Below are 25,039 nucleotides of genomic sequence, written 5' to 3'. Positions count from 1 at the left end.
CAATGCTCCAATGGCACGACTTTGTTACCATCCGGCAAATCAAGTCATCAGCAAATGAAAATATTGAACAAAATACGGCTATTGACCGTGCTTGCGGCGGTAATCGCTGCCTGTAAGCCGGTACCCGTCTCGCATTGGTTCCCTGTGACGCCGCAGGAACACTACGAACGCGAGTTGCTGAAAGCTAAAATGGAAAAGACCGTCGCAGGCAGTGCCTGGTTCCGGATGAGCGCAGAGGTACTTTCGGATTCACTTTTTACGATAGTACCTTATCAGGAGCGCGTTTTTCTGGGAGATTCGCTGCCCGCACAGGCTTTCAGGCTCACAGTGCCGGAAGGCCGCAGGCTGGTGATCACGCCCAATCGGACGGACGCGGATTCGGCCGCATTACTCTTTATGGAGCTTTACAAAATCAGGTGGAACGGAAAACCGCAACGTTTGAAATACCTCGAAACCAACGGCGAGAACATTACTTATTCGAGTGGCGAACAGGACACATTGCTGTTGAAACTGCAAACGGGCCTGTCACAAAAACTCGCCGTTACAGTATCGCTCTCGACCGAGCCAACGCTCGGATTCCCCGTAGCCGGCCACAATATGTCAAGCGTAATCAGCGTCTGGCGCGCGGAACGCGATGCGGGCGCTCGCTCGCACGAGGGGATAGACATCCGTGCAAGGCGCGGGACGCCGGCTATCGCAGCGCGGAGCGGCTTTGTGTCTCAGGTGGGAATGAATAATCTGGGTGGCAAAGTGGTTTTCCTATCGGTGCCGGACAGCCCCTATTCGCTGTATTATGCGCATCTGGACAGTCAGCTTGTTTCGACGGGCCAGCTCGTTACGGTGGGTGATACGCTTGGCCTGATAGGCAACACGGGCAATGCTATCACAACTTCCCCACATTTGCATTTCGGGATTTATGCAAGAGGTAGCGGCGCGGTAAATCCGCTGCCGTTCATCGAGGACCGGCGGGAGAAAGTCCCCAGGTTGCCGGAGGTTTCCAAGTGGCTTGGTGATACGGTAATAATCAAAAAGAAGACGATTTTATATAACAACCCACAACTTGATCAGAGCGCCGCTATACGGCCACTGCCGATGAATACGGTTATTCGCATTGTGGGTGAAATGGGCAAAGGATACCGGGTACAATTGCCCGATGGCTCGAAAGGGTACATTCCAACACTCCCGATCGAGCGGTATCAGCGTAAATCAATAGGTCTCAGCAAAGCCGATTAACATGTATGTTTTTGAGGTAAAAAGATGACCATCGGTCGGGCCAATGGTCGTCTCGGAATTTTAAGCGACTGCGACAGTAGTGTTTGTAGTGTCAGCTTTAAGCGAAATGGGTTCTGGTACATCCGCTACCGCATCGCCTACAACCGGACCGTTGTGAGATAGCTCGCTACCTTCTTTTTTGGATTTAAAAATGGGCCACATAAACTGCGCATACCATTCTTCCTCCTGGTAATGCTTGATGCCGTAGCTCGACGGATATTTACGGGTAATGATGCCGGTCCCGAAAATGATGTCCCAGAGGAAAAACATATTGCCAAAGTTGCCTTTGTAATACCCTATCCCATCGTCGGTCGTATCGGCGTGGTGTGCATGGTGTGTGGCGGGGGTGGAAATCAGCCTTTCCAATACCCAGCCGATGGGTTTCAGCCATTTGATTTCATAAAAAGGCTTATCCCAGGGAATGCTCGAATGCGCGCCGGTAGTGATGAACGATTTGATCACCTTCACAAATAAGGCCGCATAACCCAGCCCCAGATAAGTCAGCGCGACCGTCAGGTAAGTTTGAGAGAAAAACAGCGAGTAAATCACATTCTGCCTGCTGGCCATCGCCATGCCCATATACGTGGCGGAATGGTGTGTCCGGTGAAAGCGCCAAAGCCAGGGTACCTGGTGATGCAGACGGTGATACCAGTATTGCGTAAGGTCGTCGGCCACGGCGATGATCAGGAATGCCCACCAGAATGGCACCCATCCGAATGCATCCTTCGCGTCGGGGAGCACCAATGGCAAAAATTTCAGTCCAAAATAGGCAACGAACGGTCGGATAATCAGCTTGGGAACCACAAAGCAGACGATGTCCAGGATTCGCTCGTTTTTCGTCCATTTGTTTTCATACAAACCCGCCGCGAATTCGATCACGCCCAACACGAGCACGATCACCGGTAATCCCCAGCTGCTCAGATTCTTGAAAACCGCCTCGACGAACGCAGGCGCCTTGAAAGGAAACTCGTTGCTTCCTTCCCACGGCCGGTAGCCGAAAACCTGGAAACTGGCAAACATCAAAACAATGGGCGCAATGTACAGCACCACGCTGAGGAGGCCATCTCGGGTGATCTTCCGGGCCAGTGCATTATCCAATTTCATGCGTGATTTGATTTTTTATGGTGAAATGAGCGATCAGATAAATAGTTTCCACGCCAGCCAAATGCCTCCGGCGATCAGTACAAAAGGGATTAATGTGAGCAGAATGCCGACGGCGATCTTCCTCGCGAGCAGCACCACGTCTGAGAATGTGAACATATTGTAGCTTGTATAGTAGTACCGGTTTACTATAAACGCAGTAGTTAATATGGGTACGGAAATACCCCGGGACAGCACAGCCGGCAACTGAAATCGCCAACCACCGAAAATTTCAGATGATCAGCCATGACTGTCAGGCGGGATATTTCCGAGAAATGTCAGAGATGATTCGCCGTTTCAACAACAGCTACGGGAATAGATCCGTGAAAAACAAAGCGTGAAGGTATGCCCTACCACTTCCCTCCATGGGGCCTTACAAAGTAAATTAACCGCGCTCATATTCAAGTGCCTGGATTATTACTCAGCTCAGGGTGGTTCAGGAGCTTTGTTTTTTAATAGTATACTTATTTGATAGACAAAGTAAGTTTAATGTTTTTAAAAATGCAATAGCTAACCTCAATTTTCTTGAAAATAAAAAATCCGTGACGACAGTAACGCGCTGTCGGCCACGGATCAGACAGAAAAGGAGCCAGCGGCCCCTTTCTGTACATCCTTATATAAACCAATTTATTTCAACTCGGCGAGCCATTGCTGCGCGAATGCGCGGGCAGTATTGGTGGGCGTCGCGCCCATGCGGTAACAGAACTTCCACACATCGCTTTTAGCCTCATAAGCCCCATTTACAAATTTCTTACGACCATTCACCTCTTTCGTCTGCGCCGCGAAATCCACGCCTTTGCTCTGGTTGAGGAAGTCGGTGAGGCGGGCCGTGAGTACCTTTTTCGGGTCTTTCAGTTTCTCGTATTCATCGGCATTGCTCTTCGCATTCCGGGTCAGCGTCTCCTCCGACTGCCTGATCTCGTCGTTCGCCAGGTATTCGGCATATTGCTTTTTGAATTCTTCCATATTGGTTTTCAAAAGCGGTTTGATCTTTTTGAAGAATGCCGCATTGCGCTTGCCGTCGTCGATCTGCTTCTTGAAATCAGCCCGCTGTTCTGCCGGAATGCTGCTGAGCATACTTTCCATGCCTACAAATGTCTCGGCGGATTGGATCTGAATGTCCACAACCGGCTCCATATCTTTCGCCTGCAATCCCTGCACGCCTTTCAGGCGGCCCGCCCGGATTTCCGCTTTGCGTTGCTCGCTCACGGTCGTTTCCAGTTTCGGATACTTTTTTGCGATTGACTCGGTATAACGTTTCTGGAAGTCTTCGGAATTGAAATAGGTCTTCACAAAAGCACCTGCTTTTTTAATTGCGGTCGCCTGGGTTTCCGGCGCCAGCGAGCGGCACGCAGATTTTACGGAGCTCCCGAAGTAAGGCACATTTACCGAAGGAGCTTGTAAACCATTCCAAAGGCGGTTCTGAATATCTTTCTGGCTGATTCCATATTCTTCAAACTCGTCGCTGAAAGTAAAATTCAGGAATGCAATGCAAAACGCATAGAGGAAAAAGGGGACTATTTTAGTTTTCATGGCTGTAATTGTAATCAAGGGTAATGGCTAATGTTAGGAGAGCGGTTATTGCTTCGTGGCGGTCATTTCCAGCTCTGCACCCTCGTATATCACGAAAATATTGAGTTTACCGTCCTTCACATTGCCTACTTTATCAGTGCCTTCGTAAAGATCGATGCCTGTGCTACCGGCGTTTTTCAGGGTAAGTGTACCTACCTCTTCATCGGGTTGGCGGTCGCCGTCGAGTGTCAGTTTCATTTTGGCACTAACCACTTCTGAGGAGAATTTGTCGAGCTGAACGATAACTACTGCTTTGGCCAATTCAAGCGGGTACTCTTCCCCGTCCTGCGTCATACGCGTCACTTTATAGCTTCCTTCCACTTTCGAGCTTAGTTCCGGGGATACGTCCTTGTCCTTTTCTTCACAAGCGAACATCAATGTAGAGAGCAACAACAGAGCAAAAATGTTTTTCAAAAATGTAATCTTTTTCATGGCTGTACTGGATTTGAAATGAATAATGGATGAGATAATTTTTTGCCTTTCGACATGACAAAGGTAGCTTGTCCAGGTAGCCGGGATCAATCCTATAAAAGCATGATTTTTAGAAAATCATATGTTTATAGGATATTATTAAAAGGTTTTATTTCAGACTTTTGCCACTGTAATTTTCCAATCCATTCTACTCTCCGGATCCGATGAAGTTATATTTAAGAGCACTTTTACTGACCTTTTTTTACACTGCGGCTTTTGCACAAAACCCAGATCCCGCAGCCATTCAGAAGCGCATTCAGGCCAGTAAGCAAGACACGAACCGCGTTCTCGCTTACATCGAGTATGGACAATATCTCGAAAACCACAACCTCGACAGCGCTGCCAAATATTATCTCAAAGCAGATGCGTTGAGCGAGCAGCTGAACTACGACATCGGCCGGTTCAAGTTCCGTTCCAATTACACTTACATCCTCAACTTGCAGGGGAAATTTGAGGATGGACTGAAACTGAACCGCGAAAGCCTTGAAATTGCCAAACGGATGAACCACCAGGTCAACATCGGCAAGAGCCTGAACAACATCGCGGCCAGTTACACGTACATGGGTAATTTCACGGAGGCGATCAAGTATTACCAACAGTCGGCAAGCCAGTTCGACAAGCTGGGGATGAAGGAGTTTTTGCCCCGGCTTTACATCAGTATCGGGACGGCGTTCGAGCATGCCAATCTTTTCAACAAGTCGGTGGTTTACAAGCAAAAGGCTTTGCAACTCGCCCGCCCGATGAAAGACAGCCTTCAACTGGCAGACATTCTGACCAACATCGCAGGCAATTATTTTAACCTGAAAAAGTACCCGGAAAGCCTCGCCCATTTCAAGGAAGGGTTGCTGGTGGCTGAGAAGATCCATTCGGAAGTCTTCATTACACAAGCCTATGCAGGCCTCTGCCGCACCAATCGCTTGTTGAAAAACCTCGATGAGGCATGGATATACGGCCAGAAAGGGCTCGACCTGGCCAGAAAAAACAACAATGTATTTCTCGAACTCGACTGCCTGAGAGCATTGATGTTCCTGGCGGAAGATGCAAAAAAAGTGGACTTATCGGCCAAATACACCAAAGAAGCGCTCGACATAGCCGAAGCCAACAATATGACCGACCATTTGGTGGAGCTTTATGAAGATTACGCGACCGACCTGGCCCGCCAGAACAACTACAAAGCCGCCTATGATTACCTGATGAAATATTCGATCCTGAACGACTCCATTCAGGGGATCGATATTCAAAAACAATTACAGGAACTCGATACCAAATACCTGACGGCACAAAAAGAAAACAAGATCGTAACACTCGAAAAAGAGAAACAGACGCGTACCACGTTGATTTACGGTCTCATTGCCGGGCTCGTCGGGTTGCTGATCATTGCCGTGCTGGTTTACCGCAACATCGCATTCCGGAGGCGCGTGGCCGAGCAGGAAGTGCTGCAATTGCAGCAGGAAAAACAACTGGTAGCCACCAATTCCATTTTGAAAGGACAAGAAGAAGAACGCACCCGCGTGGCCCGCGACCTGCACGACGGTCTGGGAGGACTATTATCAGGCATCAAACTAACTCTGAACTCAGTGAAAGGAAATGTAATCCTGCCCGAAGAAAGCGCCATGACGTTTACCAGGGCCCTAACCCAATTGGATGGCGCGATCAGCGAAATGCGTCGCGTGGCCCACAGCATGATGCCCGAATCGCTTGTGCGGTTCGGATTAATCGACGCGCTAAGCGACTTTTGCGAAGGCATCAGCGCTTCCGGCCGGTTGAAAGTACACATGCAGGCATTCGGTTTCGACGACAAACGGCTCGATTCGCAGGTAGAAGTCGTACTTTACCGCATTATCCAGGAACTGCTCAACAACGTGCTCAAATATGCCGACGCCAGCGAAGCGCAGGTACAGCTTACCTGGGTCGAAAACAATGTGAGCGTCACGGTCGAAGACAATGGCAAAGGATTCGACGTCAAAAACCTCGAACAAAACAAAGGGGCCGGCCTCCGCAACGTCCAGGCCCGCGTTGACTACCTGAACGGCACACTCGATATCCAGTCGAAACCAGGCGATGGTACCTCGGTACTTGTCGAAGTGATGCTTTAATCATTGATACCAATGCCGGATATGGCTTTAACCTTTATAAAAAAGAAATTATGAGTGTCAGAATTCTCATCGTAGACGATCACCCGCTGGTACTGGAAGGATTGAAATCGCTGCTCGCCGACGTGGAAGAAGTGAAGGTTGTGGGAACGGCCACCAACGCCATCGATGCAATCGCATTCCTGAAAAGTAACGAAGTCGACATCGCATTTCTCGACATCAACCTCCCCGACATCAGCGGTATCGACCTTTGTAAAAAGGTAAAAGACCAGTTCCCGGAGGTTAAAACACTCGCGTTGAGCACATTCAACGAGCGCGCCTACGTATCACGCATGATCCAGAACGGGGCTTCGGGGTATCTGATCAAAAGCTCGGGCAAGGAAGATATCCTCGAAGCCATTACCCAGGTGCAAGCCGGCGGCTATTTCATGAATGTCCAGTTTGATCAGGTAACCCCCGCGACCGCGCCTAAAACGGTCCCATTTCTCACAAGGCGGGAAAAAGAAGTGCTGGTACTCATTGCCGAAGGGCTTACCAATCCCCAGATCGCCGAGCAGCTGTTCATTAGCGTCACCACCGTAAACAGCCACCGCCAGAATCTTTTGATCAAATTTGAAGTATCGAATACAGCTTCGCTGATCAAGCTGGCTGCGGGGTTGGGGTTGATTTAGAAAAATGCTATTTTGAATAATGGAAGCGACATTGAACGACGATAATCCTACCCTCCTTGATTTCATATACCAGTCGATGTTCGTCGTTGATACGTCGCGACCAAAAACCCGATAGCTGATGTTTCAGCGGTTCCTGCTTGCCAATTCCTGAAAAAGGTGATTGCGTAATAGATTCCAACAGGACACGAATCTTTCGTAGAATGACTTCATTCCCTGTTTGCTTCCAATAGTCGAGTTGAGATAATGCCTTGGGGGTGAACTCTATTTCCATATATCGTCGAGGCCAATTTTTCGGGTATTATTGTCCCGGGCCTCTTTGATAGAGTCTAAGAGTTCAGTTTTATTAGAAGAATTGCTGAGTAGATATTCGGTAGCATCCTGCTCCGTCCGGAAATTAATCCCGACTGATTTCAGAAAAGCTTTTACAGTTGCAATCTGATCGTTATCACCTTCGATGATCAATGTTGCCATATCGCATTCAATTGAAAATCAAATATAGTACTTTAAATTCAATCAAAACCGGTATAACAATGCCTGACCATCACTCCTTGCTCAGGCATTGTCATAAACTCAATTCGTCGCCAAACTCCCAAATGGAAAAATAGCGGATGAAACGTGTGCCCGGTTCATGATCTGGCCTAGTTCTTTGGCCTTTTCGGGGAATTGCGGGGTGAGATTGCTCTTTTCCTGCGGGTCTTTGGATAGATCGTAGAGTTCTACCAATGCGTCGGGATTACCCGCTGCTTTCAGACGGACGGCCTTCCAGTTGCCTTGGCGCACAGCCTGCCTTCCACCTTGTTCGTGAAATTCCCAATAGAGGTAATCGTGCTTTTTCTGCGTCGGTTTGCCTTTTAACGCTTCTGTAAATGAAATACCGTCGATATTGCGGGGTGACGAAGCATTCGCCAGCTCCGCGAACGTGGGTAATATATCCCAGAATGCGCCGATATAGTCGCTTTTCGAACCGGGCTTGATCACAGCCGGCCAGCGTGCAGCGAAGGGTTCGCGGATACCGCCTTCGTACAAATCACGCTTTACACCCCGGAAACCTGCATTGCTGTTGAAGAAATTCGGATCGGCACCACCTTCGATGTGCGGGCCATTGTCGCTCGTGAATATGATCAGTGTGTTTTTATCGAGGCCTTTTTCCTTCAATTTGTTCACTACCTGTCCTACATACAAATCCAGGCGTGCTACCATCGCAGCGAATGTCGCGTGCGGGAATTCCTGCGATGCATAACCGCCATCCGTAGCGCCAGGGCCGTAATCAGCTCCTTTGTAAGGCTTTTCCTCAAATTTACCTTTATAATATCTGACAAGACTGTCGTCCGGCACCACCAGTTCGGCGTGGGGAAGAATGTATGGTAAAAACAAAAAGAAAGGCTGCTTGCCATCCTGCGCATCGACAAAGCTGAGCGCCTTCTTCTGGATCAGATCGGGAGCGTATTCTTTATTATGGATCAACCCCTTGTTTCCTTCCAGCAATATTTTCTTACTGTTGTCCCAAATATGCTCCGGGTAATAACGGTGCGCGAGGCTTTGGCAGTTGTAACCATAAAAACGGTCGAAACCCTGCTTGTTAGGATCACCTTCGGAGGCCACGGGCCCCAGCCCCCATTTCCCGAATGCCGCCGTAACGTACCCCGACTTTTTGAGCACTTCCGCAATCGTAACAACCGAGTCGGCAATAGGCTGCTGGCCTTCGGGCTCGACGCTTTTGTTCCCGCGGATATACGTATGCCCCGTATGCTGGCCCGTCAGCAGCGACGACCGCGAAGGCGCACACACGGAAGTACCTGCATAGAACTGGTTAAAAATCATCCCTTCCTTTGCGAGACGATCAATATTAGGCGTCTTAATAAGCTTTTGTCCATTAAAACCTACATCGCCGTAACCGAGGTCGTCGGCCAGGATAAAAACGATATTCGGACGTGCCGGTTTGGGCGTTTGGGCTTGTGGTTGATGACAGAAGAACGATGTGGCAAGAAGGGAAACCAGAAAACAATACTTTTTCATTGTGGAGTAGATTAATACACTTCAGAAAGACATTGCAACCCTTGGATTACTTGAATTTAACGCATTGGCCGCCTTTAAAATTGGGAGAAAGTGCCTGTTTCGGCAATGGTAATGCCAGATTTGTAAAATCCGGAAACCGGGGAAGTAAAAAGCAAATTGCGATGTATCTTTGTTCCCGATACCCTACGACAGCCCGGACGACTGGCATGAATTGACAACCACCGAAAATTCCGGCAAGTCGCGCCTGGACTGTCTCTTAGGGTATCGGAAATCAGATACGTTCTGAATATCGCGAATCGAAGGATCGATATAATCTACTTGTTTGATAGACAAAGTAAGGATAAATCGATTAAAGAAACAAGTGCGGGAGGAATTCTTGTAAAAAATTATTTGACTAAATACTCACGGCCGAGGTAATCGGATGAATGCCCTGAACCCGGCCGCTCGTTCTCACTTTCCAGATATCATATTTCTTCTGCATGTCGAGCCAGAACTCCGCGCTGACGCCAAAACCGCTTTCCAGTCTGACAGCCATTTCGGCAGAAACCGCAGCCGCTTCATTGACAACCTCGGAAAGCTGCTTCCGGCTCACATTCAGTTCCTTGGCAGCCCTTGTAACCGAAATATTCATTTCCTTTAATATATCCTCACGCAGCACGGCACCGGGATGCACAGGTTTCATTTCACTTTCCATATCGTTAATGATAGTCGACATAATCGATGTTATACGCATTACCCCCTTCAAATCTGAATAACACGCGGTAATTCGCGGTAACCCAAACCGACCAAACACCTTCCAACCGACCCGACAAAGCATGCAACCTGTACCCTGGGATCGCCCTGATCGGTTCCAGGCTTTTGGCTGTATTCAGCGCCGAGAGTATACGCCTTAGCTTGTCGATCTGTTCAGATGGCAATTTCGATGCATCATCCTTTTCCCAAAGAAGCCTGAGCCCTTTGTGGCTAAAAGTCTTTATCATAAAGATAGCGTGTCACCCCGAGGGTTACAAATATTTTCAGCAGTAATACATTGGTTACTGCTGAAAAGGCTATCTTCTATTTTTTAACGGTACGCCCAATCTCCCGAACGTTCTTTCCCGTCTTCTGCTGCAAATCATCGCCCATATCTTCGCGTGCTGCCTCAGCGATTTTTTCGAGTTCTGCTACGATTTCCGGGTTTTGTTCCAGCACGTCGTATCGCTCCGACGGATCGCGGGCGAGGTTGTATAATGCTTTCGGGAACTGATGATCCTCCGGTGCAGGGCCGGGCTGTCCGTTTTTGCCCGGTAACGAGCCTTCGTAGGTGCGGCCGGGGTGGGCGAAAATGAGCTTCCAGTCACCTTTACGCACGGCTTCGAGGCTGTTTTTGCGGTAGTAATAGAGGAAACTTTCGCGCGGTGTCTGGCTTTCGTCGCCTTTGAGCAATGCGCTGAAATCGAGACCGTCGATTTTTTCCTTAGGCAGTTTAGCACCGGTCAGTTTGGCGATGGTTGGTAGGACATCAAGGTTCGACAGAAGCTTGTTGGAAACCCTTCCCGCCGGAATTACACCCGGCCAGCGCATAATGCAAGGTTCGCGTTGCCCACCTTCGAATGAAGTCCCTTTACCTTCGCGGAAACCGCCTGCTGATCCTGCATGGTCGCCGTAGTTGAGCCACGGACCATTGTCACTGGTGAAAATCACAAGGGTATTGTTGTCCAACCCCTGCGCTTTGAGCTCTTTCATGATTTCCCCTACCGACCAGTCGAGTTCCATCATCACGTCACCGAAAATACCTCGCTGGCTTTTGCCACGGAACTTCGCAGACGCAGCCAAAGGCACGTGCGGCAGCGGGTGCGGTACGTACAGGAAGAACGGCTTGTTTTTATTTCTTTTGATAAATGAAATAGCCTTTTCGGTAATTACCGGTGTCAGTTCGCTGGCGTCTTCGAGGTTTTTGATCTCTTTCACCTGCTTGTTACCATCGATCCAGTGCAGCGGCGGATATTTGGCGCGTTCCTGCCATGGATGCAAGGGCCACATATCGTGCGAGTAAGGTACGCCGTAATATTCATCGAAGCCCTGCTGCAATGGCAGAAACTCCTGATCGCTGCCCAAATGCCATTTACCAAAGATACCGGTTGCGTAACCCTGCGCTTTCACGAGTTCGGCAATGGTTTCTTCTTTTGGATTAAGACCAACACCAGCATTTGGCCCGAATGCCCCTGAAATGCCCAGTCGGTTGGGATAGCAACCTGTGAGCAATGCGGCACGCGAAGCGCTGCACACGGCCTGTGCGGCCATGAAGTTGGTGAAACGCGTGCCTTCCATGGCCATTTTGTCGAGGTTAGGCGTTTTATAGCCCAATGCGCCATTTACGGAAAGATCGCCGTAGCCGAGGTCGTCGATGAAAAAGAGGACGATGTTGGGTGTTTTTGCGGCTGGTTTTTCGATTTTGAATGCCATCAGCAGGCAAAGGCCTGCGGATACCAGCAGCAGAGAGAGTACTCGAAACATATTTTAAGGTGGTTTTAGGTAACTGGTGCCAAAGATCCTGCTTGGTGCTTACTATTCGCATGCCTCTGGCCGGAGTTGCCTCCGCCAGCCGGAGGCTGGATAATAGCAGGCACCAAGCCGGAGCTTGGCACCATTCGCTCAAAAGTAATTACCAGTTCGGATTTTGTTGCAGGTTCGGGTTCAAATCGCGCTCTTTCTGCGGCATCGGCCATAGGTAATGCCTGCCCGGATCGAAAACGCGGTCCGAAGAAGCTGCCTGTACCGTAACAAGCTTGCCCGTAGCGTCCGGATAAGTAATACCGAATACCGGTCCATTCATCACTTGCTCCCCGATTTTCCAGCGGCGGATATCGAAGATACGCTGACCTTCAAATGCCAGCTCCACGGTCCGCTCGCGCCGTACGATCTCGCGCAATGCAGCCTGCGAGGTAGCGGTTACCGATGGTTGTTTCACGTCCGTACGACCATTTCTCACCTGGTTAATCGCCGCCAGCACAGTCGCGTCGGTTTGCCCCAGCTCGATTTTTGCCTCGGCGTAAGTCAGCAATACTTCGGCGTAGCGCAGCAGGATAATATTGATGCCGCTGTTGGTCGGGTTAGCGAAATCTTCGGTATTGATATATTTTTTAATATTAAAACCAGTCGTAGAGGCAATGTAAGTACTTCCGATGGCATCCGCTGTCGTGCTTGTCGGGCGGGGCTGGAAGGTAATGCCGCTCGGCAATGCGTCGCCTTCGAGGAATACCGAGAATTTCAGACGTGGATCACGGTTGGCGTAAGGTTTGGCCGGATCGTAACCGCTCGAAGGATCGGTGATTTTCTTGCCTTCCAGCGTTTCGTAGGTATCTACCAATGCTTTGGTAGGAACATAAGTACTTTGCGCATTTTTCTGGCTGTACGGCGCGAGTAAGTTGAAAACGTTGTTTTGAGCAACATCTTTTAAATACTGCTTATCCAGAAGTACTTCCTTATTATTCTCCGCGGCGTAGCTGTACAGCTTTTCATACGAATCGTACAAACCATACACGCCCAGCTTGATCACCTGATCGGCAGCGTCAGCAGCTTTCTGGTAACGTCCCGCATACAGGTCCGCACGTGCGAGCAGGCCCAGGGCCGCACCTTTTGTAAAACGGCCCTTATCTGCGGCTCCGTAAGTCGTCGGCAGTAATGCGGCAGCTTCGGTTAGCTCCTTCTCCACAAAATTCCAGATTTCCTCGACCGGCGTGTTTTTCAATGTCCGGCCCTCTTCAATGCTGATCGAGGACGTTACCAGCGGCACCGGACCGAATAATCCGGCCAGTTTCAGGTATTGATATGCCCGCAATGCCTTCGCCTCTCCTTTCAGCTGGTTAATCAACGCCGTGTTGGTACTCGGCACTTTGTCGACGTTTTCCAGAAAATAGTTGACGCCGCGAATGCCGCGATACGACCGTTTCCATTCTTCATAAATCACAGAACTGGTAGCGTCATAACTGCCTGCCTCGATGTACGCGGCCACGTTGAAGCTCTGGTTGGTATGTGCCAGATCCGTAATACCGTCCCAGGTTACGGCCGTGGTACTATCCAGATCGGTATATAGTGAATTAACGGCCAGTTTGGCATCGTTTTCGGTTTTCCAGAACAGATCTTCGGAAAGACGGTCGTTGGGAACGGTTTCGAGCAGGCCCGAGTCGCAGGAGACAAGGCTGAGCGCCAGTGCGGCAATTCCTGCGTAAATGGTATGTCTAAATGTGTTTGTTTTCATAAAATCAATGCGGTCAGAATGAGAGGTTCAACCCGAATGTGTACAAGGCTGTCTGCGGGAAATACACGGCGCGACCAGATGGTACTTCGGGGTCGAGGTTCCATTCATTCAGTTTCGAGAATGTAAGCAGATTGGTAGCCGATGTGTAAACGCGAATGCGGCTCACATGCAGTTTGCTCACGATTTCGGCCGGGATGTTGTAGGCCAGCTGCACGTTTTTCAGTCGCAAGTAGGAGCCGTCGATTACCAGCCGGTCGGAAGTGGCCACGTTGCGGAGGTCGAATTTGGTCGGGCGCGGGAAGCGTGCACCGGGGTTTTCCGGTGTCCAGTAATTGTTGGTGTAAATCTCGTGAGTGAACCCTTCCTGGTTACCCATTTCAGCCAAAGCACCTGCAAGACGCGCATCCACTTTCGCCGCTCCCTGGAAGAGAATGCTCAGGTCGAAACCTTTGTACGAAAAGTCTCCATTCACGCCGAATGTATATTTCGGAAACGAGTTACCGATTACGGTCATATCGTCGGCATTGATCTTGCCATCACCATTGCGGTCCACATACTTCACATCTCCGGGCTTGGTATTGGCGGCGTAAGTAGCTTTGTACTCCGTAATTTCCTGCTGGGTCTGGAACAAACCGTCGGTCTGGTAACCCCACAGCGTGTTGATCGGCAGCCCTTTGGCGATAATGTAGCGCGGATCGATGTCAGAACCGGTAATGTATGGACCGGTACCTTTCAGGTCGGTCACTTTATTTTCATTGATACTCAAATTCGCGCCGAGCGTGTAGCGGAAACCGGAACTGCTCGCTGCACCCCGGTAACTCGCACTAAACTCCCAGCCTTTGTTTTCCACCGATCCTGCATTCTGCGGTGGCGCTTTCAAACCAATAGTAGCCGGAATATCGAGGTTCAAAAGGATGTCGTCGGTGAGCTTGCGGTAGTAATCGGCGGTGAATGTGAGCCGTTTGTTCAGGAATGCCGCGTCGATACCAATGTCAAGCTGCGTCGTCGATTCCCAGCCGAGGCCGGTGTTCGCCAGGGTCGTAGGACGATAACCTTGCACCGGTGTGCCGCCGAAGCTGTAACCGAGCGCCGTCAATGCGGAATAGTAGCTGTACAGGTCTACCGACTGGTTTCCGGTAATACCCCACGAGCCGCGGAGTTTCAGATCGTTAACAGCCTTCTCCAATCCCTGCCAGAAGTTTTCCTTCGAAATACGCCATCCTGCCGAGAATGAAGGAAAGAAGCTGTATTGTTTGGCACCCGTGAATTTGGAAGAACCATCATAGCGCCCATTCGCTTCAAACAGATACTTCTCTTTATAATCATAATTCACCCGGCCGAAATACGATCGCAAGCCATACTCGGCATCCTTACCGGTGTTGCTTTTAGTACCGTCGTTCGCGCCCTGGCCAATCGAGCCGATGTCATTATTATAGAACCGCTCGCGGTAAGCAGAAAGGAAAGTCTGCGTGTTACCGATCTGTGAGTACCCCGCCAATACTTTTAAACCATGATCGCCGAAGCTTTTCTCGTAAGTAAGCAAGTTGTTGATCGTGTATTCGCGCAGCGTGTTACGCACTTCGGTGAGCGAATTGATGGCCACCGTTTTGGTGATGTTAGTATTCTTGTCGGTGTTGGTGTAAGCGTTCGTATAGTTTTTCTGGTTGGTAAACGTCCCGCGACCCGCAATTTGCGTCGAGAATGTCAAGCCCTCCGCAATGTCGAACTCCGCTTTCAGATAACCGGCCAGGTAATCCGTCACTTGCGCCGACTGACCGCCTATTTCGTTGAACATCAACGGGTTGTTACCCTGCGTACTCAACCCATAAGAACCATCCGCATATTTGGGAACCGCCCATAATGTGCCGTGAAAGAAGTTATTCAATGGCTGTGGATTATCGCCGGTATTGTTCACAGTCGGGTTCAATGCCCGGGCGTAGCGGTAGTTAATATCGCCGCTCACGCGAATGCGTTTCGAAACATTGTAGTCCGTATTCAATCGGAATTCCCCGATTTTATTGGAATAACCTGCAATCACACCCTGCTGATCCTGGAAACGGGCGCTCAACCGGGTGCGGATTACGTCGGTGCCGCCTGCTACCGAAATCGTATGGTTCTGCTGGGGCGCCGAGCGAAGCATTGTTTCGAACCAGGTATTGGGCATCGGATACTTCTCGCGGTCGGTCGCATTCACATATGCCTGAATGGATTCCTCCGTAAAACGTGCCGGAACCGCCAGGCCCGCATTCGTGTACGCAGCCACCTGCTCGCGCATGTAAGCCTCTATACCCATCATTTTGGGCACATTATTGGATTTCTGAATGGCATAATAACCGTGGTAATCAACTTGTACCTTGCCGCCTTTCGCACGTTTGGTGGTGACGAGAACGACCCCGTTCGTCGCGCGCGAACCGTAAATGGCGGTTGAAGATGCATCTTTCAAAACCGAAATGGATTCGATGTCGTCCGGGTTAATGTCGCTCAGGCGCTGCTCGATACCATCCACAATCACCAACGCGTCGTTCTTGCCCAGGTCATAACCGCTTGTGCTGCTGCCGTTGATATTAAATGTCGTAATACCCCGCACGCGGATGTTGGTATTCGATTTACCCGGCGACCCGCCCTGGTCGAGCACGGTTACACCCGGCATAAGCCCTTGCATTGACTGCTGGATATTCGATACGGGCCGTTTGGTAATCGCTTCCCCACTGATCTGCGACACGGAGTTGGTCATCGCATTGCGCTTCTGCGTACCATAACCGACCACCACGACTTCCTCCAACTGCTTCGTATCGGCAGCGAGTTTGATGTCGATCGTCGTGCGGCCCTTCACGGCCACTTCCTGGGTAACGTACCCGATTCCGGAGAAAACAAGGGTACCGTCGGACGGTGCGTTGATTTCGAACTTACCGTCGGCGTCGGTCGAGGTACCGGTAAGCGTGTTTTTAACGACAATATTGACGCCCGGCAACGAACCATTGTCGGTTACGGACGTGACGGTGCCCTTCACGGTGACGTTCTGGGCGAAGGCGCTGAGGCCGAAGAGCAGCAAAGCCACGAGTAGCCGGCCTCTGCTCAGGAGAGAGTTTCTGGATAGATTTTGGAACATAGTAATTAGTAAAAATGGGGCTGGGTTCAGACAATCGGGTGCATGTACAGCCGCGTTCAATGGTTGCTGCCATTGAAATCGTAAAAGAAGAACGTGTCAAAAGAGGTCGCGACCAGTTAGCGGCGACAACAGCAGATAGAAAAGATTGGGGAAAGATTCATGGTGCAGTTCGGGTTGGTGGTTGTCAGTAGGCAATCAATAAACTATAAATCTATTAAATAGATAGGCAAAGTAAAATACAGAATTTTCAACAAGCAACCTGAGTTTACTTATTCTTAACAAATAAGCTAAATTTTAAGATTTACTAATATTATTCATTTAAAAAATCCAATATAAGTTCATTTCTACCTGCCGTAGATCGTCTGCAGATACTGTTTTTGCAGGGTCGAAAAGTAGAGCACGCCCCCGATAAGCGCCGCCCAGATCAGGAACAGCAGCGTCGGATGCGGGAAATAGTGATAGGCTGTGATGAAGATCAATGCCCCACGGGCGAATTCGAGATAGAATACCCAACGGCGTTGTTCGAGGATAGCACCGCAGTTGATGAGCGTTACGAAGATAACCAGTGCGACCATTACTTGCAGAAATGTTTCTTCGTGATGCTCAAAAAGCAGCAGAAAAAACAGCGTGATCACGGTAATGGTAAATTGTACCAGCACATACCGCCTGAATTTCTGCGATCGGACGCGGACTTTATTCTTGGACAAAAAGCGCTTTTCGACTATACGCCGGACCGTGGGGTCAAAGTTTTCGGGGCTGCCGAAAATGACTTTCAGCTTGGCGATGATGCCCTTTTGCTGCTGCGCCGAATACCATATCTCGACCAGGAAATGGAAATGCTGCCAGAGGAAACTGTAACTGTCGAGTTGCTTGGTAAGACCGAAAACCGGCTGCTCCTTTTCCTCGGCGAATGTGCCGAAAAGCTTGTCCCAGATGATGAACATATCCCCGAAATTCTTGTCGAGGTAGGCCTCATTGCTCGCATGGTGCACGCGGTGGTGCGAGGGCGTCACCAATATATATTCGAGGATGCCGAGCTTGCCGATCACCTGCGTGTGCGTGAAAAACGGATAGAGTCCGTGCACGATGAGCATGGTCGTGATCATCGGCGCCGGGAAGCCGATCAGCGGCAGTACCGACCAGAAGGCGGTACGTACCACCGCCTGAAAAATCGTAATGCGCGTTCCCGCCGTGTAATTGAATTCTTCACTGGTATGGTGCACCACATGGAACCCCCAGAACAGATTGATCTTATGGCCCATCCGGTGATACCAGTACCACACGAAATCGGTCGCCAGTATGAGCGCGATCCACACCAGCAGGCTCGGACGTATCTCGAACAGTCCGTAATTTTTTTGGAGATAATCGTAAAAAAAGAAGAACGACCCGGCTGTGAACATGTCGATCAACCGTTCCAGAACACCCACATTCATATTGGCAATGGAGCTGTTGAAATTGAACAATTGCCGCCCAAGACGCTTCGAAATCCAATACTCAATCCCGATCAGCGAAAGGAACAATGGAACGGCCAATGCCATATAGTTCAGCGCCATAACCGATTCTTTTACTATATTTAATTAATAGATTATATATACAAAGATTGAATGCGCGATTGTATTTGCCAAAATTTTGGAGGAAAACCATTAAATAAAATCTAAAACCCTTTTATTCGTGGTTTTACAACGCAGGTACATCAGCTTGCGGGACCGACCACTGATACCAAACCTCCCTTTTCCGGATGGAAAAAGAAAATACCTACTACGGCGTGAAAGAGATCGCCCGCCGCGCCAACGTCTCCATCGCGACAGTCGACCGGGTGCTGCATAACCGCTCGGGCGTTTCGGAAAAGACCAAGAAGAAGATCAACGACATTATCAAGGAGCTGGATTACCAGCCGAATATCCTCGCGAGTCGGCTTGCGTCGAAGAAAATCATCTCGCTGGCCGTGCTTATCCCCCGCGTTTCGGAGGAAACCGATTTCTGGGAAGCGCCCATGAAAGGCATTACCCGCGCCGATGCGGAAATCAAAAAATACGGCGTGCAGGTTACCACCTTTTATTTCGACCTGAACGATCCCGCGACATTCAACGAGCAGGCTGCGGCCATTCTCGACGGCCATTTCAAAGGCGTATTGCTGGCCCCCTCGTTCATCGAGGAATCCCGGAAATTCGTCCGCGCCTGCCGGGAGAAAAAAGTACCGTTCGTGTTTATCGACTCCGACGTACCCGATGAGGACAACCTTTGCTACATCGGCCCGCATTTGTTCCAGAGCGGTTATGTAGGTGCCAAACTGTCGACCTACCGACTGAAAGAAAAGCACAAAGTGGCTGTCGTGAACATTTCCAAAGAGACCGACAGTTATAATTATCTGCAAATCGAGGAAGGCTACCGCTCCTATTTTAAAGACCACAACCTGCCAATCGAGATCATCCGGATCGATATCAAAGACACCGACAGCCTGTCCGTCACCCGCGACCTCACACGTGCATTACACGAGCACGATGATATTGAAGCCATTTTCGTCACCAACTCCCGCGTTTTCTCCGTCGCAGCATTCCTCGAAAAGAGTAAGCGCTCCGACATTTCGCTGATTGGTTATGACTATTTAAAAGAAAACATTGCCTACCTGAACAAGGAGCTCATCGACTTCCTGATCTGCCACAAACCCGAAGACCAGGGTTACCGCGGGCTGATGGCGCTCTACCAGACGCTCGTCCTCGGCACCTCTGTGGAAAAGACGCATTTCATGCCGATCGATATTGTCACGAAGGAGAACCAGGCATTTTATCAAAACTAATGCAAAAATGGCGCGAAGGCGACATGGCCCGCTATTCGCAGGCCTCCGGCCGGTCGGTTCTGCAAAGGCGACATCACATTAGAGACCGGCCAGAGGCCTGCGAATAGTAAGTGCAAATTCAGAGATTTGCACCATCACGTTTACTATTTTTGTTGTTACATCCCTGCGGGTTTTACGAGTAAGGCGGGTTTCAGGATTACTACAACATCACATCGCTACGCGATTTCGCTCCAATATGCATTCCGCCAAAATGTCGTCAGGCATGTAACATTGGTAGAAACACGCACGCATTGCCGTTTTCAAAATGCCGTCAGGCATGCAATAACAATGAAAACACCTCATACCGCCATTCACGCACATTACCATATTTACTCCCACATATCCATAACATCACAAAATTTCCTGTAAACAATATCCCGCATTACTTGTAAATTAAAATATGTGTGTATATTTACGGGTACGTACCCGAAATCAAAATCGGGCTGGCTATTCCTGAACTCTTTTCCCCTTGTTTTATGCATTCGCTGAGCAGACGAAAGTTTATTTTCCAATCGGCAGCCGCCGGTGTTGGTCTGGGTTTAATGAATCATTTGCCCGCATTCGCAACGCCTGCGGATGGCAAAAGAGTGGGGATTATCGGGCTGGACACTTCGCATGCCATTGCATTCACCAAAGCATTAAATGCCGAGCAACCTGACCCGGTTTATGACGGGTACAAAGTCGTGGCGGCCTATCCTTACGGCAGCAAGGACATCGAATCGAGCACCAAGCGCATTCCGGGTTATATCGAGGAAGTGAAGAAACTGAATGTCGAGATCGTCGGTTCGATCAAGGATTTGCTAGGCAAAACGGATGTGATATTGCTCGAAACCAACGACGGCCGCTTGCATTTGGAACAGGCGCTGGAAGTTTTCAAGGCGGGCAAACGCATGTTTATCGACAAACCGGTTGCTGCGTCGCTTTCCGATACATTGAAGATTTACGAAGCTTCTAAAAAATACAACATCCCGATCTTCACGGCCTCGTCGCTCCGCTACATCAAAGGCATTGAAGGGATAGACAAGAAAAAGGTGCTCGGCGCGGATACGTATAGCCCTGCCGTTCTCGAAAAAACACACCCTGATTTCTATTGGTACGGCATTCACGGCGTCGAAACGCTGTACACCGTCATGGGTACCGGTTGCAAAAGCGTAACCCGCGTGAATACCCCGAATACCGACATTGTGGTCGGCATCTGGGGCGACGGGCGCACGGGCACATTCCGCGGCACACGTACGGGTAAGCACGATTACGGCGGAACTGTTTTCACCGAGGATGGCAACAAAGTTTTAGGCCCTTATGGTGGTTATGAGCCGCTTTTAGTCGATATTATCAAGTATTTCAAAACCGGTGAAGTGCCGGTGACACCCGAAGAGACGATCGAAATTTTCGCTTTCATGGAAGCAGCCGATGAAAGCAAGCGCCAGGGCGGCAAGAGCGTGACGCTGGAAAGCGTGCTCAGCAAGGCGGGCAAAAAATAGGTTCCTGATTCCAACCCAAAACCGATTGTTCCATGAAAGCATTCAGTTCCAAATTGTCGCGAAGAACGTTTCTCAAACAGAATTCAATGGCAGGGCTGGGTGTGGCCCTCGCTTCCTCATCGGTAGCAGCGCTGCCGGTGATCGGCACGAAGGCAGCGCAGGTGCCGGCAATACTGGGCGGCGCTCCGGCCTGGGCAGCGGACAAATGGCCGATCTGGCCGCAATGGAACCCGGCAACGGATGAAAAACAGGTGCTGGAAGTGTTACGGAGCGGAATCTGGTCGCGGGCGGAAGTGGTGACGCAGTTTGAAAAGGAATGGGCGGCTGCTTTGGGCGCGAAAAGGTGCCTGGCGGTTGTAAATGGTACCAATGCACTGGTAACAGCCATTCATCAGTTCGGGATCGGGGCTGGTGATGAGGTGCTGGTGCCGCCTTATACATTCATTGCGTCGGTTTCTTCTATTCTTTCCAATGGCGCGATGCCCGTTTTTGTCGACATCGATGCGGAGACTTTCCAGATCGATCCGGCCAAAATCGAGGCGAAAATTACACCGCGGACCAAGGCGATTCTGGCGGTGCATATTCTGGGGTTACCCGTGGATATGGACCCGATTATGGTCCTTGCGAAAAAGCATAAGTTACTCGTGATCGAGGATGCTTGCCAGGCGCATTTGGCGGAATACGACAAAAAGAAAGTCGGTACAATCGGAGACGCGGGTTGTTTCAGTTTTCAGAATTCCAAAAACCTGCCCATTGGCGAAGGCGGGGCTATTGTGAGCAACAACGACCATTTTATCGACCTTTGTTTCTCCTACACCAATTTCGGCAACCCTTATGGCAGCGCGGTGGGCGCGGTAAGCACCGGGGCTGTGATGCAGGGCACCAAACTACGGTTTTCGGAATACCAGGCGGCCATTGGCATTGCGCAACTGAAACGCCTCGACGCCCAGACAACGACACGCAACGAAAATGCCGCGTACCTGAAATCGCAGATCAAGGACATTCCGGGCATTGTTCCTTACAAATTATACGACAAAGTCACGCGCGGCGCCTTCCATTTGTTCCCTTTCCGCTATCAAAAGGATGGATTTAAAGGTTTGCCAAGAGAGGCATTTTTAAAAGCATTGAAAGCGGAAGGCGTCCCCTGTTCGAGCGGGTATGCCACTTTGAATACACAACCCTATTTAAAAGACACCTTCGAATCGGAGAACTACAAGCGGATGTATTCGAAGGAAATGCTGGACATTAACCGCTACAATGAAGCGAACAAATGCCCGGTGAACGATAAGGTTTGCAACGAAGAAGCCGTTTGGTTTACCCAAAACATGCTCCTCGGCACGAAGGACGATATGAAGTCCATTGCTTCGGCGATCGAGAAAATCCACCACAACGTCGATAAGATCAAAACTTTGGGACAGAAATGAGGATAGCTTTTGCATGGTCTTTGTTGCTTTTGTCCTTCCTCCCCGCACATGCGCAGGCCTGGAAAGCGGGCGTGGCCAAAGTGGCAATTACCCCGGCCGAATCGATGTGGATGGCCGGTTTTGCATCACGCACGCATGCGTCCGAGGGCAAGCTGCATGAGCTCTGGGCAAAAGCATTGGCGATTCAGGATGCGAATGGCAAACAGGCGGTGCTGATTACGACGGATTTGTTGGGCTTTCCCAAAGCAATGTCGGACGATATTCGTGCCAAAATCAATACGCGCTACAAGCTGTCGAAAGCGCAAATTATCGTTAATAGCTCGCACACGCATTCAGGGCCGATACTTGGGGCAGCGTTGTCGGATATTTATCCTTTGAATGAAGGGGAACAAAAAAAGATCGACCAATATTCTACTAAGCTCATTGAACAAATTGTGACGCTGACCGGCGATGCATTGAAGGCATTGCAGCCCGCAACGATCGAAGCGAAAAACGGCGTGACGCGCTTTCAGGTAAACCGCCGGAATAATGATGCGGCGACATTGGAAAGATTAACGGAAATCACCGGCCCCGGCGACCCGGCGGTTCCAGTGCTGAAAGTGTCCGATGCAAAAGGTAAAATCATGGCCATTGCATTTGGTTATGCCTGCCACCCTACTGTTCTGGACGGTCTTCGATGGTCGGGGGATTATCCCGGCTGGGCGCAGATCGAGCTTGAAAAGCTGTATCCGGGCGCTACCGCGTTGTTTTTTCAGGGTGCGGGAGCCGATCAGAACCCATTGCCCCGGCACACGGTCCCGCTGGCCATTCAATATGGAAAAACACTTGCAGCGGCTGTGGAGCGTGTTTTAAGCGAAGAAATGAAGCCATTGGAACCACAACTTTCAACGGCATATAGTGAAATTAACCTTTCCCTAACCACCGCCCCTACCCGCCAGCAACTTAGCACAATGGCCGAAAAAGCAACCGGTTTCCAACAGAAATGGGCCAAGCGGATGATCGCGCAGATCGACGAGGGCAAGCCTTTTCAAACTTCCTACCCATTTCCATTGCAGGTGTGGAAGCTCGGCGACCAGGCGATTATGACTTTGGGCGGCGAGTTGGTCGTGGATTATGCGATTAATCTCAAAAAAATATTCGGCCAGGACACATTTGTAATGGGGTATTCCAATGATGTGATGACTTATATACCAAGCACGACCATTCTCCGCGAGGGCGGCTATGAAGGCGAGGTTGCGGCGATCGTGTACGGGCTGCCTGCAACCTGGGCGTCCGATGTCGAAATAGAAATTTTGAATGCGATGGTACAACTCGCCAAACAGGCAGGGGTTGTCAAGCCGGAATCGCGGGTTATCAAGAATTAGCATTAGTCAACAGCAGCATTACCGTGAACAGTATCGATTATTCCATTGCTTTTGAAGCATTAACCGATCCGCAACCCTTGATTGCCAGGCATTATTATTCGGGCTTTTCGCGTGCGCATGACACCTACAACGCGCTCTCGGCCGCGAGCGACGGGAAGATTTACTATCTCCTGTCGTCGGACAACCACGAGATCGGCGGGCAGATGTTTGTTTACGATCCGGCAACCGACAGCACCAAACACCTCGGCGACCTGACCGACATTTGTGGTGAAACGCATTTAAAAGCCATTCCGCAAGGCAAAAGCCACGTCCGTTTTTATGAAAGAAACGGAAAGCTCTATTTCTCAACGCACGTAGGCTATTACCAGCTCATCGACGGCATGGACCGCCTTCCCGAGCAGGCACCGGAAGGTTACGCATTGTACCCAGGCGGGCATTTTCTTTCTTATGACCTGCAAACGGGCGCATTCGAGGACCTTGCATTGGTACCCAACGGCGAAGGCATGGTATCGATGACCATGGACCGCGAACGGGGACATTTGTACGGCATTAGCTGGCCTTACGGCAACTTTATTCATTACGATACGGAGCAAAAAACCCTTAAAAACCTCGGTCGCATTTCGCACAAAGGGGAAGCAGGCACGCCGGGTTCGGATTTCCGGTCGCTTTGCCGCTCGCTGTTTGTGGATGCGGAGTTAGGCGATGTCTATTTCTCGGTGGCCGACGGTGATATTTTTACTTACAACCCTGAAACCCAAATCCTGCACAAACTCGAAAACGTAGACCTGCGCCTGGATTATTTCGGCAAATACGACCCGACGCGGCCTGGCAGCATGTGCTACAACTGGCGGAAAATCTTCTGGCACCCAAAAGAGCAGGTGGCTTATGGCGTGCACGGCAATTCGGGTTACCTTTTCAGGTTTGATCCGCGAGCCGAGAAAATCGAGCTTATCGAGCGCATTACTTCGGAGCCTTCCCGGAAAAGCGGCATGTTCGATCAGTTCAGTTATGGTTATCTTGGCTTTCAACTCGGGCCGGATGGCGAAACGATCTATTACCTGACCGGCGGACCGATTTATGAGAATGGCAAGCGTGTGAAAGGAGCCGACACCATCGCCAAAGGCGCGGCGAAAGGACTGGAAAACCTGCATTTGATTACCTACCATTTACCTACCGATACTTATAAAGACCACGGGGCGATTTTTTACGAAGACGGTGAGCGCCCGACTTACGTCAATTCCATCGCAGTAGGCGCCGACGGAGCTGTTTACACCCTCGCCCGCTTCGAGCATGAAGGAAAAACGATCCAGGACCTCGTCAAGATTCCGAACCCATTTTAATACTAAACCA

21 protein-coding genes are annotated in these 25,039 nt (G+C 50.1%); 8 read left to right on the top strand and 13 right to left on the bottom strand.

All coding sequences use genetic code 11. The annotated features are described in order from the left end of the window. The first annotated feature begins 54 nt into the window (after positions 1-54). On the top strand, positions 55-1,233 hold the full coding sequence (locus BMW93_RS20110) for a M23 family metallopeptidase (protein ID WP_090380405.1): 1,179 nt from the start codon (positions 55-57) through the stop codon (positions 1,231-1,233). 60 nt (positions 1,234-1,293) lie between these two features. On the opposite strand, the gene BMW93_RS20105 is transcribed toward BMW93_RS20110, so the two are convergent. From BMW93_RS20105 to BMW93_RS20090, 4 genes are all read right to left on the bottom strand, one after another. Further along, positions 1,294-2,376: a sterol desaturase family protein gene (locus BMW93_RS20105; RefSeq protein ID WP_090380402.1), complete on the bottom strand. Its 1,083-nt coding sequence runs from the start codon at positions 2,374-2,376 to the stop codon at positions 1,294-1,296. A gap of 33 nt (positions 2,377-2,409) precedes the next feature. Further along, positions 2,410-2,532 (bottom strand): hypothetical protein, encoded by a 123-nt coding sequence (locus tag BMW93_RS36070; RefSeq protein ID WP_255372352.1) that lies wholly within the window; start codon positions 2,530-2,532, stop codon positions 2,410-2,412. Positions 2,533-3,039: 507 nt separating this feature from the next. Next, positions 3,040-3,945 carry a hypothetical protein gene (locus BMW93_RS20095; protein WP_090380396.1) on the bottom strand — a complete coding sequence of 302 codons (906 nt, stop codon included), beginning with the start codon at positions 3,943-3,945 and terminating at the stop codon, positions 3,040-3,042. Between the two features lie 45 nt (positions 3,946-3,990). Further along, positions 3,991-4,416 (bottom strand): hypothetical protein, encoded by a 426-nt coding sequence (locus BMW93_RS20090; protein WP_090380393.1) that lies wholly within the window; start codon positions 4,414-4,416, stop codon positions 3,991-3,993. Positions 4,417-4,619: 203 nt separating this feature from the next. Here BMW93_RS20090 and BMW93_RS20085 point away from each other — a divergent pair, with 203 nt between their 5' ends. Together BMW93_RS20085 and BMW93_RS20080 are read left to right on the top strand one after the other, a co-directional pair. After that, entirely contained in the window at positions 4,620-6,551 is a 1,932-nt protein-coding gene (locus BMW93_RS20085; protein WP_090380390.1) for a sensor histidine kinase, read from the top strand. A gap of 50 nt (positions 6,552-6,601) precedes the next feature. Further along, entirely contained in the window at positions 6,602-7,219 is a 618-nt protein-coding gene (locus BMW93_RS20080) for a response regulator transcription factor (protein ID WP_090380388.1), read from the top strand. Between the two features lie 7 nt (positions 7,220-7,226). Here the strand turns inward: BMW93_RS20080 and BMW93_RS20075 are convergent, their stop codons facing one another. The 9 genes from BMW93_RS20075 to BMW93_RS20035 form a co-directional block, all read right to left on the bottom strand. After that, complete coding sequence (locus BMW93_RS20075) at positions 7,227-7,490, bottom strand: Txe/YoeB family addiction module toxin (protein ID WP_090380386.1); 264 nt, start codon at positions 7,488-7,490, stop codon at positions 7,227-7,229. Continuing rightward, the gene (locus BMW93_RS20070) at positions 7,481-7,690 is read right to left on the bottom strand and encodes a hypothetical protein (RefSeq protein ID WP_090380383.1); all 210 of its coding nucleotides are present in this window, start codon (positions 7,688-7,690) and stop codon (positions 7,481-7,483) included. Before BMW93_RS20070 ends, BMW93_RS20075 begins: the two co-directional genes overlap by 10 nt. 99 nt (positions 7,691-7,789) lie before the next feature. Further along, entirely contained in the window at positions 7,790-9,235 is a 1,446-nt protein-coding gene (locus tag BMW93_RS20065) for an arylsulfatase (RefSeq protein ID WP_090380380.1), read from the bottom strand. A 394-nt stretch (positions 9,236-9,629) separates the two neighbouring features. Continuing rightward, a complete protein-coding gene (locus BMW93_RS20060; protein WP_229240609.1) occupies positions 9,630-9,950 on the bottom strand; it encodes a HigA family addiction module antitoxin in 321 nt (106 codons plus the stop codon). Further along, positions 9,934-10,215, bottom strand: a complete 282-nt coding sequence (locus tag BMW93_RS20055; RefSeq protein WP_090380378.1) for a type II toxin-antitoxin system RelE/ParE family toxin — start codon at positions 10,213-10,215, stop codon at positions 9,934-9,936. Before BMW93_RS20055 ends, BMW93_RS20060 begins: the two co-directional genes overlap by 17 nt. 76 nt (positions 10,216-10,291) lie before the next feature. Further along, positions 10,292-11,731 (bottom strand): sulfatase, encoded by a 1,440-nt coding sequence (locus BMW93_RS20050; protein WP_409013108.1) that lies wholly within the window; start codon positions 11,729-11,731, stop codon positions 10,292-10,294. A 148-nt stretch (positions 11,732-11,879) separates the two neighbouring features. Further along, positions 11,880-13,475 carry a RagB/SusD family nutrient uptake outer membrane protein gene (locus BMW93_RS20045; protein WP_090380375.1) on the bottom strand — a complete coding sequence of 532 codons (1,596 nt, stop codon included), beginning with the start codon at positions 13,473-13,475 and terminating at the stop codon, positions 11,880-11,882. 13 nt (positions 13,476-13,488) lie between these two features. Next, entirely contained in the window at positions 13,489-16,584 is a 3,096-nt protein-coding gene (locus BMW93_RS20040) for a TonB-dependent receptor (RefSeq protein ID WP_090380372.1), read from the bottom strand. Positions 16,585-16,928: 344 nt separating this feature from the next. Continuing rightward, the gene (locus BMW93_RS20035; protein WP_090380369.1) at positions 16,929-18,137 is read right to left on the bottom strand and encodes a sterol desaturase family protein; all 1,209 of its coding nucleotides are present in this window, start codon (positions 18,135-18,137) and stop codon (positions 16,929-16,931) included. Positions 18,138-18,322: 185 nt separating this feature from the next. Between BMW93_RS20035 and BMW93_RS20030 the strand changes: the two genes are divergently transcribed. From BMW93_RS20030 to BMW93_RS20010, 5 genes are all read left to right on the top strand, one after another. Next, the gene (locus tag BMW93_RS20030) at positions 18,323-19,381 is read left to right on the top strand and encodes a LacI family DNA-binding transcriptional regulator (RefSeq protein ID WP_090380366.1); all 1,059 of its coding nucleotides are present in this window, start codon (positions 18,323-18,325) and stop codon (positions 19,379-19,381) included. Positions 19,382-19,896: 515 nt separating this feature from the next. Next, positions 19,897-20,901, top strand: coding sequence for a Gfo/Idh/MocA family protein (locus tag BMW93_RS20025; protein ID WP_090380792.1), 1,005 nt, complete (start codon positions 19,897-19,899; stop codon positions 20,899-20,901). Between the two features lie 32 nt (positions 20,902-20,933). Then, on the top strand, positions 20,934-22,325 hold the full coding sequence (locus tag BMW93_RS20020; protein WP_090380364.1) for a DegT/DnrJ/EryC1/StrS aminotransferase family protein: 1,392 nt from the start codon (positions 20,934-20,936) through the stop codon (positions 22,323-22,325). Continuing rightward, positions 22,322-23,689 carry a neutral/alkaline non-lysosomal ceramidase N-terminal domain-containing protein gene (locus BMW93_RS20015; protein ID WP_090380361.1) on the top strand — a complete coding sequence of 456 codons (1,368 nt, stop codon included), beginning with the start codon at positions 22,322-22,324 and terminating at the stop codon, positions 23,687-23,689. The genes BMW93_RS20020 and BMW93_RS20015 overlap by 4 nt, the downstream gene beginning before the upstream one ends. 23 nt (positions 23,690-23,712) lie before the next feature. After that, positions 23,713-25,029 (top strand): hypothetical protein, encoded by a 1,317-nt coding sequence (locus tag BMW93_RS20010; protein ID WP_090380358.1) that lies wholly within the window; start codon positions 23,713-23,715, stop codon positions 25,027-25,029. The last annotated feature ends 10 nt before the right edge of the window (positions 25,030-25,039 follow it).

The organism is Dyadobacter sp. SG02 (assembly GCF_900109045.1).
Classification (GTDB): Bacteria; Bacteroidota; Bacteroidia; order Cytophagales; family Spirosomataceae; genus Dyadobacter.
The sequence above is the reverse complement of the archived record's forward strand: the minus strand, read 5'-3'. Positions and strand labels throughout refer to the sequence as shown.

Coding starts and splice junctions, on each gene's coding strand:
- BMW93_RS20105 (WP_090380402.1), bottom strand. CDS start 2,376: ATGAAATTGGATAATGCACTGGCCCGGAAGATCACCCGAGATGGCCTC.
- BMW93_RS20070 (WP_090380383.1), bottom strand. CDS start 7,690: ATGGCAACATTGATCATCGAAGGTGATAACGATCAGATTGCAACTGTA.
- BMW93_RS20095 (WP_090380396.1), bottom strand. CDS start 3,945: ATGAAAACTAAAATAGTCCCCTTTTTCCTCTATGCGTTTTGCATTGCA.
- BMW93_RS20075 (WP_090380386.1), bottom strand. CDS start 7,490: ATGGAAATAGAGTTCACCCCCAAGGCATTATCTCAACTCGACTATTGG.
- BMW93_RS20055 (WP_090380378.1), bottom strand. CDS start 10,215: ATGATAAAGACTTTTAGCCACAAAGGGCTCAGGCTTCTTTGGGAAAAG.
- BMW93_RS20045 (WP_090380375.1), bottom strand. CDS start 13,475: ATGAAAACAAACACATTTAGACATACCATTTACGCAGGAATTGCCGCA.
- BMW93_RS20040 (WP_090380372.1), bottom strand. CDS start 16,584: ATGTTCCAAAATCTATCCAGAAACTCTCTCCTGAGCAGAGGCCGGCTA.
- BMW93_RS20030 (WP_090380366.1), top strand. CDS start 18,323: ATGGAAAAAGAAAATACCTACTACGGCGTGAAAGAGATCGCCCGCCGC.
- BMW93_RS20060 (WP_229240609.1), bottom strand. CDS start 9,950: ATGTCGACTATCATTAACGATATGGAAAGTGAAATGAAACCTGTGCAT.
- BMW93_RS20085 (WP_090380390.1), top strand. CDS start 4,620: ATGAAGTTATATTTAAGAGCACTTTTACTGACCTTTTTTTACACTGCG.
- BMW93_RS20050 (WP_409013108.1), bottom strand. CDS start 11,731: ATGTTTCGAGTACTCTCTCTGCTGCTGGTATCCGCAGGCCTTTGCCTG.
- BMW93_RS20065 (WP_090380380.1), bottom strand. CDS start 9,235: ATGAAAAAGTATTGTTTTCTGGTTTCCCTTCTTGCCACATCGTTCTTC.
- BMW93_RS36070 (WP_255372352.1), bottom strand. CDS start 2,532: ATGTTCACATTCTCAGACGTGGTGCTGCTCGCGAGGAAGATCGCCGTC.
- BMW93_RS20035 (WP_090380369.1), bottom strand. CDS start 18,137: ATGGCGCTGAACTATATGGCATTGGCCGTTCCATTGTTCCTTTCGCTG.
- BMW93_RS20015 (WP_090380361.1), top strand. CDS start 22,322: ATGAGGATAGCTTTTGCATGGTCTTTGTTGCTTTTGTCCTTCCTCCCC.
- BMW93_RS20090 (WP_090380393.1), bottom strand. CDS start 4,416: ATGAAAAAGATTACATTTTTGAAAAACATTTTTGCTCTGTTGTTGCTC.
- BMW93_RS20080 (WP_090380388.1), top strand. CDS start 6,602: ATGAGTGTCAGAATTCTCATCGTAGACGATCACCCGCTGGTACTGGAA.
- BMW93_RS20025 (WP_090380792.1), top strand. CDS start 19,897: ATGCATTCGCTGAGCAGACGAAAGTTTATTTTCCAATCGGCAGCCGCC.
- BMW93_RS20020 (WP_090380364.1), top strand. CDS start 20,934: ATGAAAGCATTCAGTTCCAAATTGTCGCGAAGAACGTTTCTCAAACAG.
- BMW93_RS20110 (WP_090380405.1), top strand. CDS start 55: ATGAAAATATTGAACAAAATACGGCTATTGACCGTGCTTGCGGCGGTA.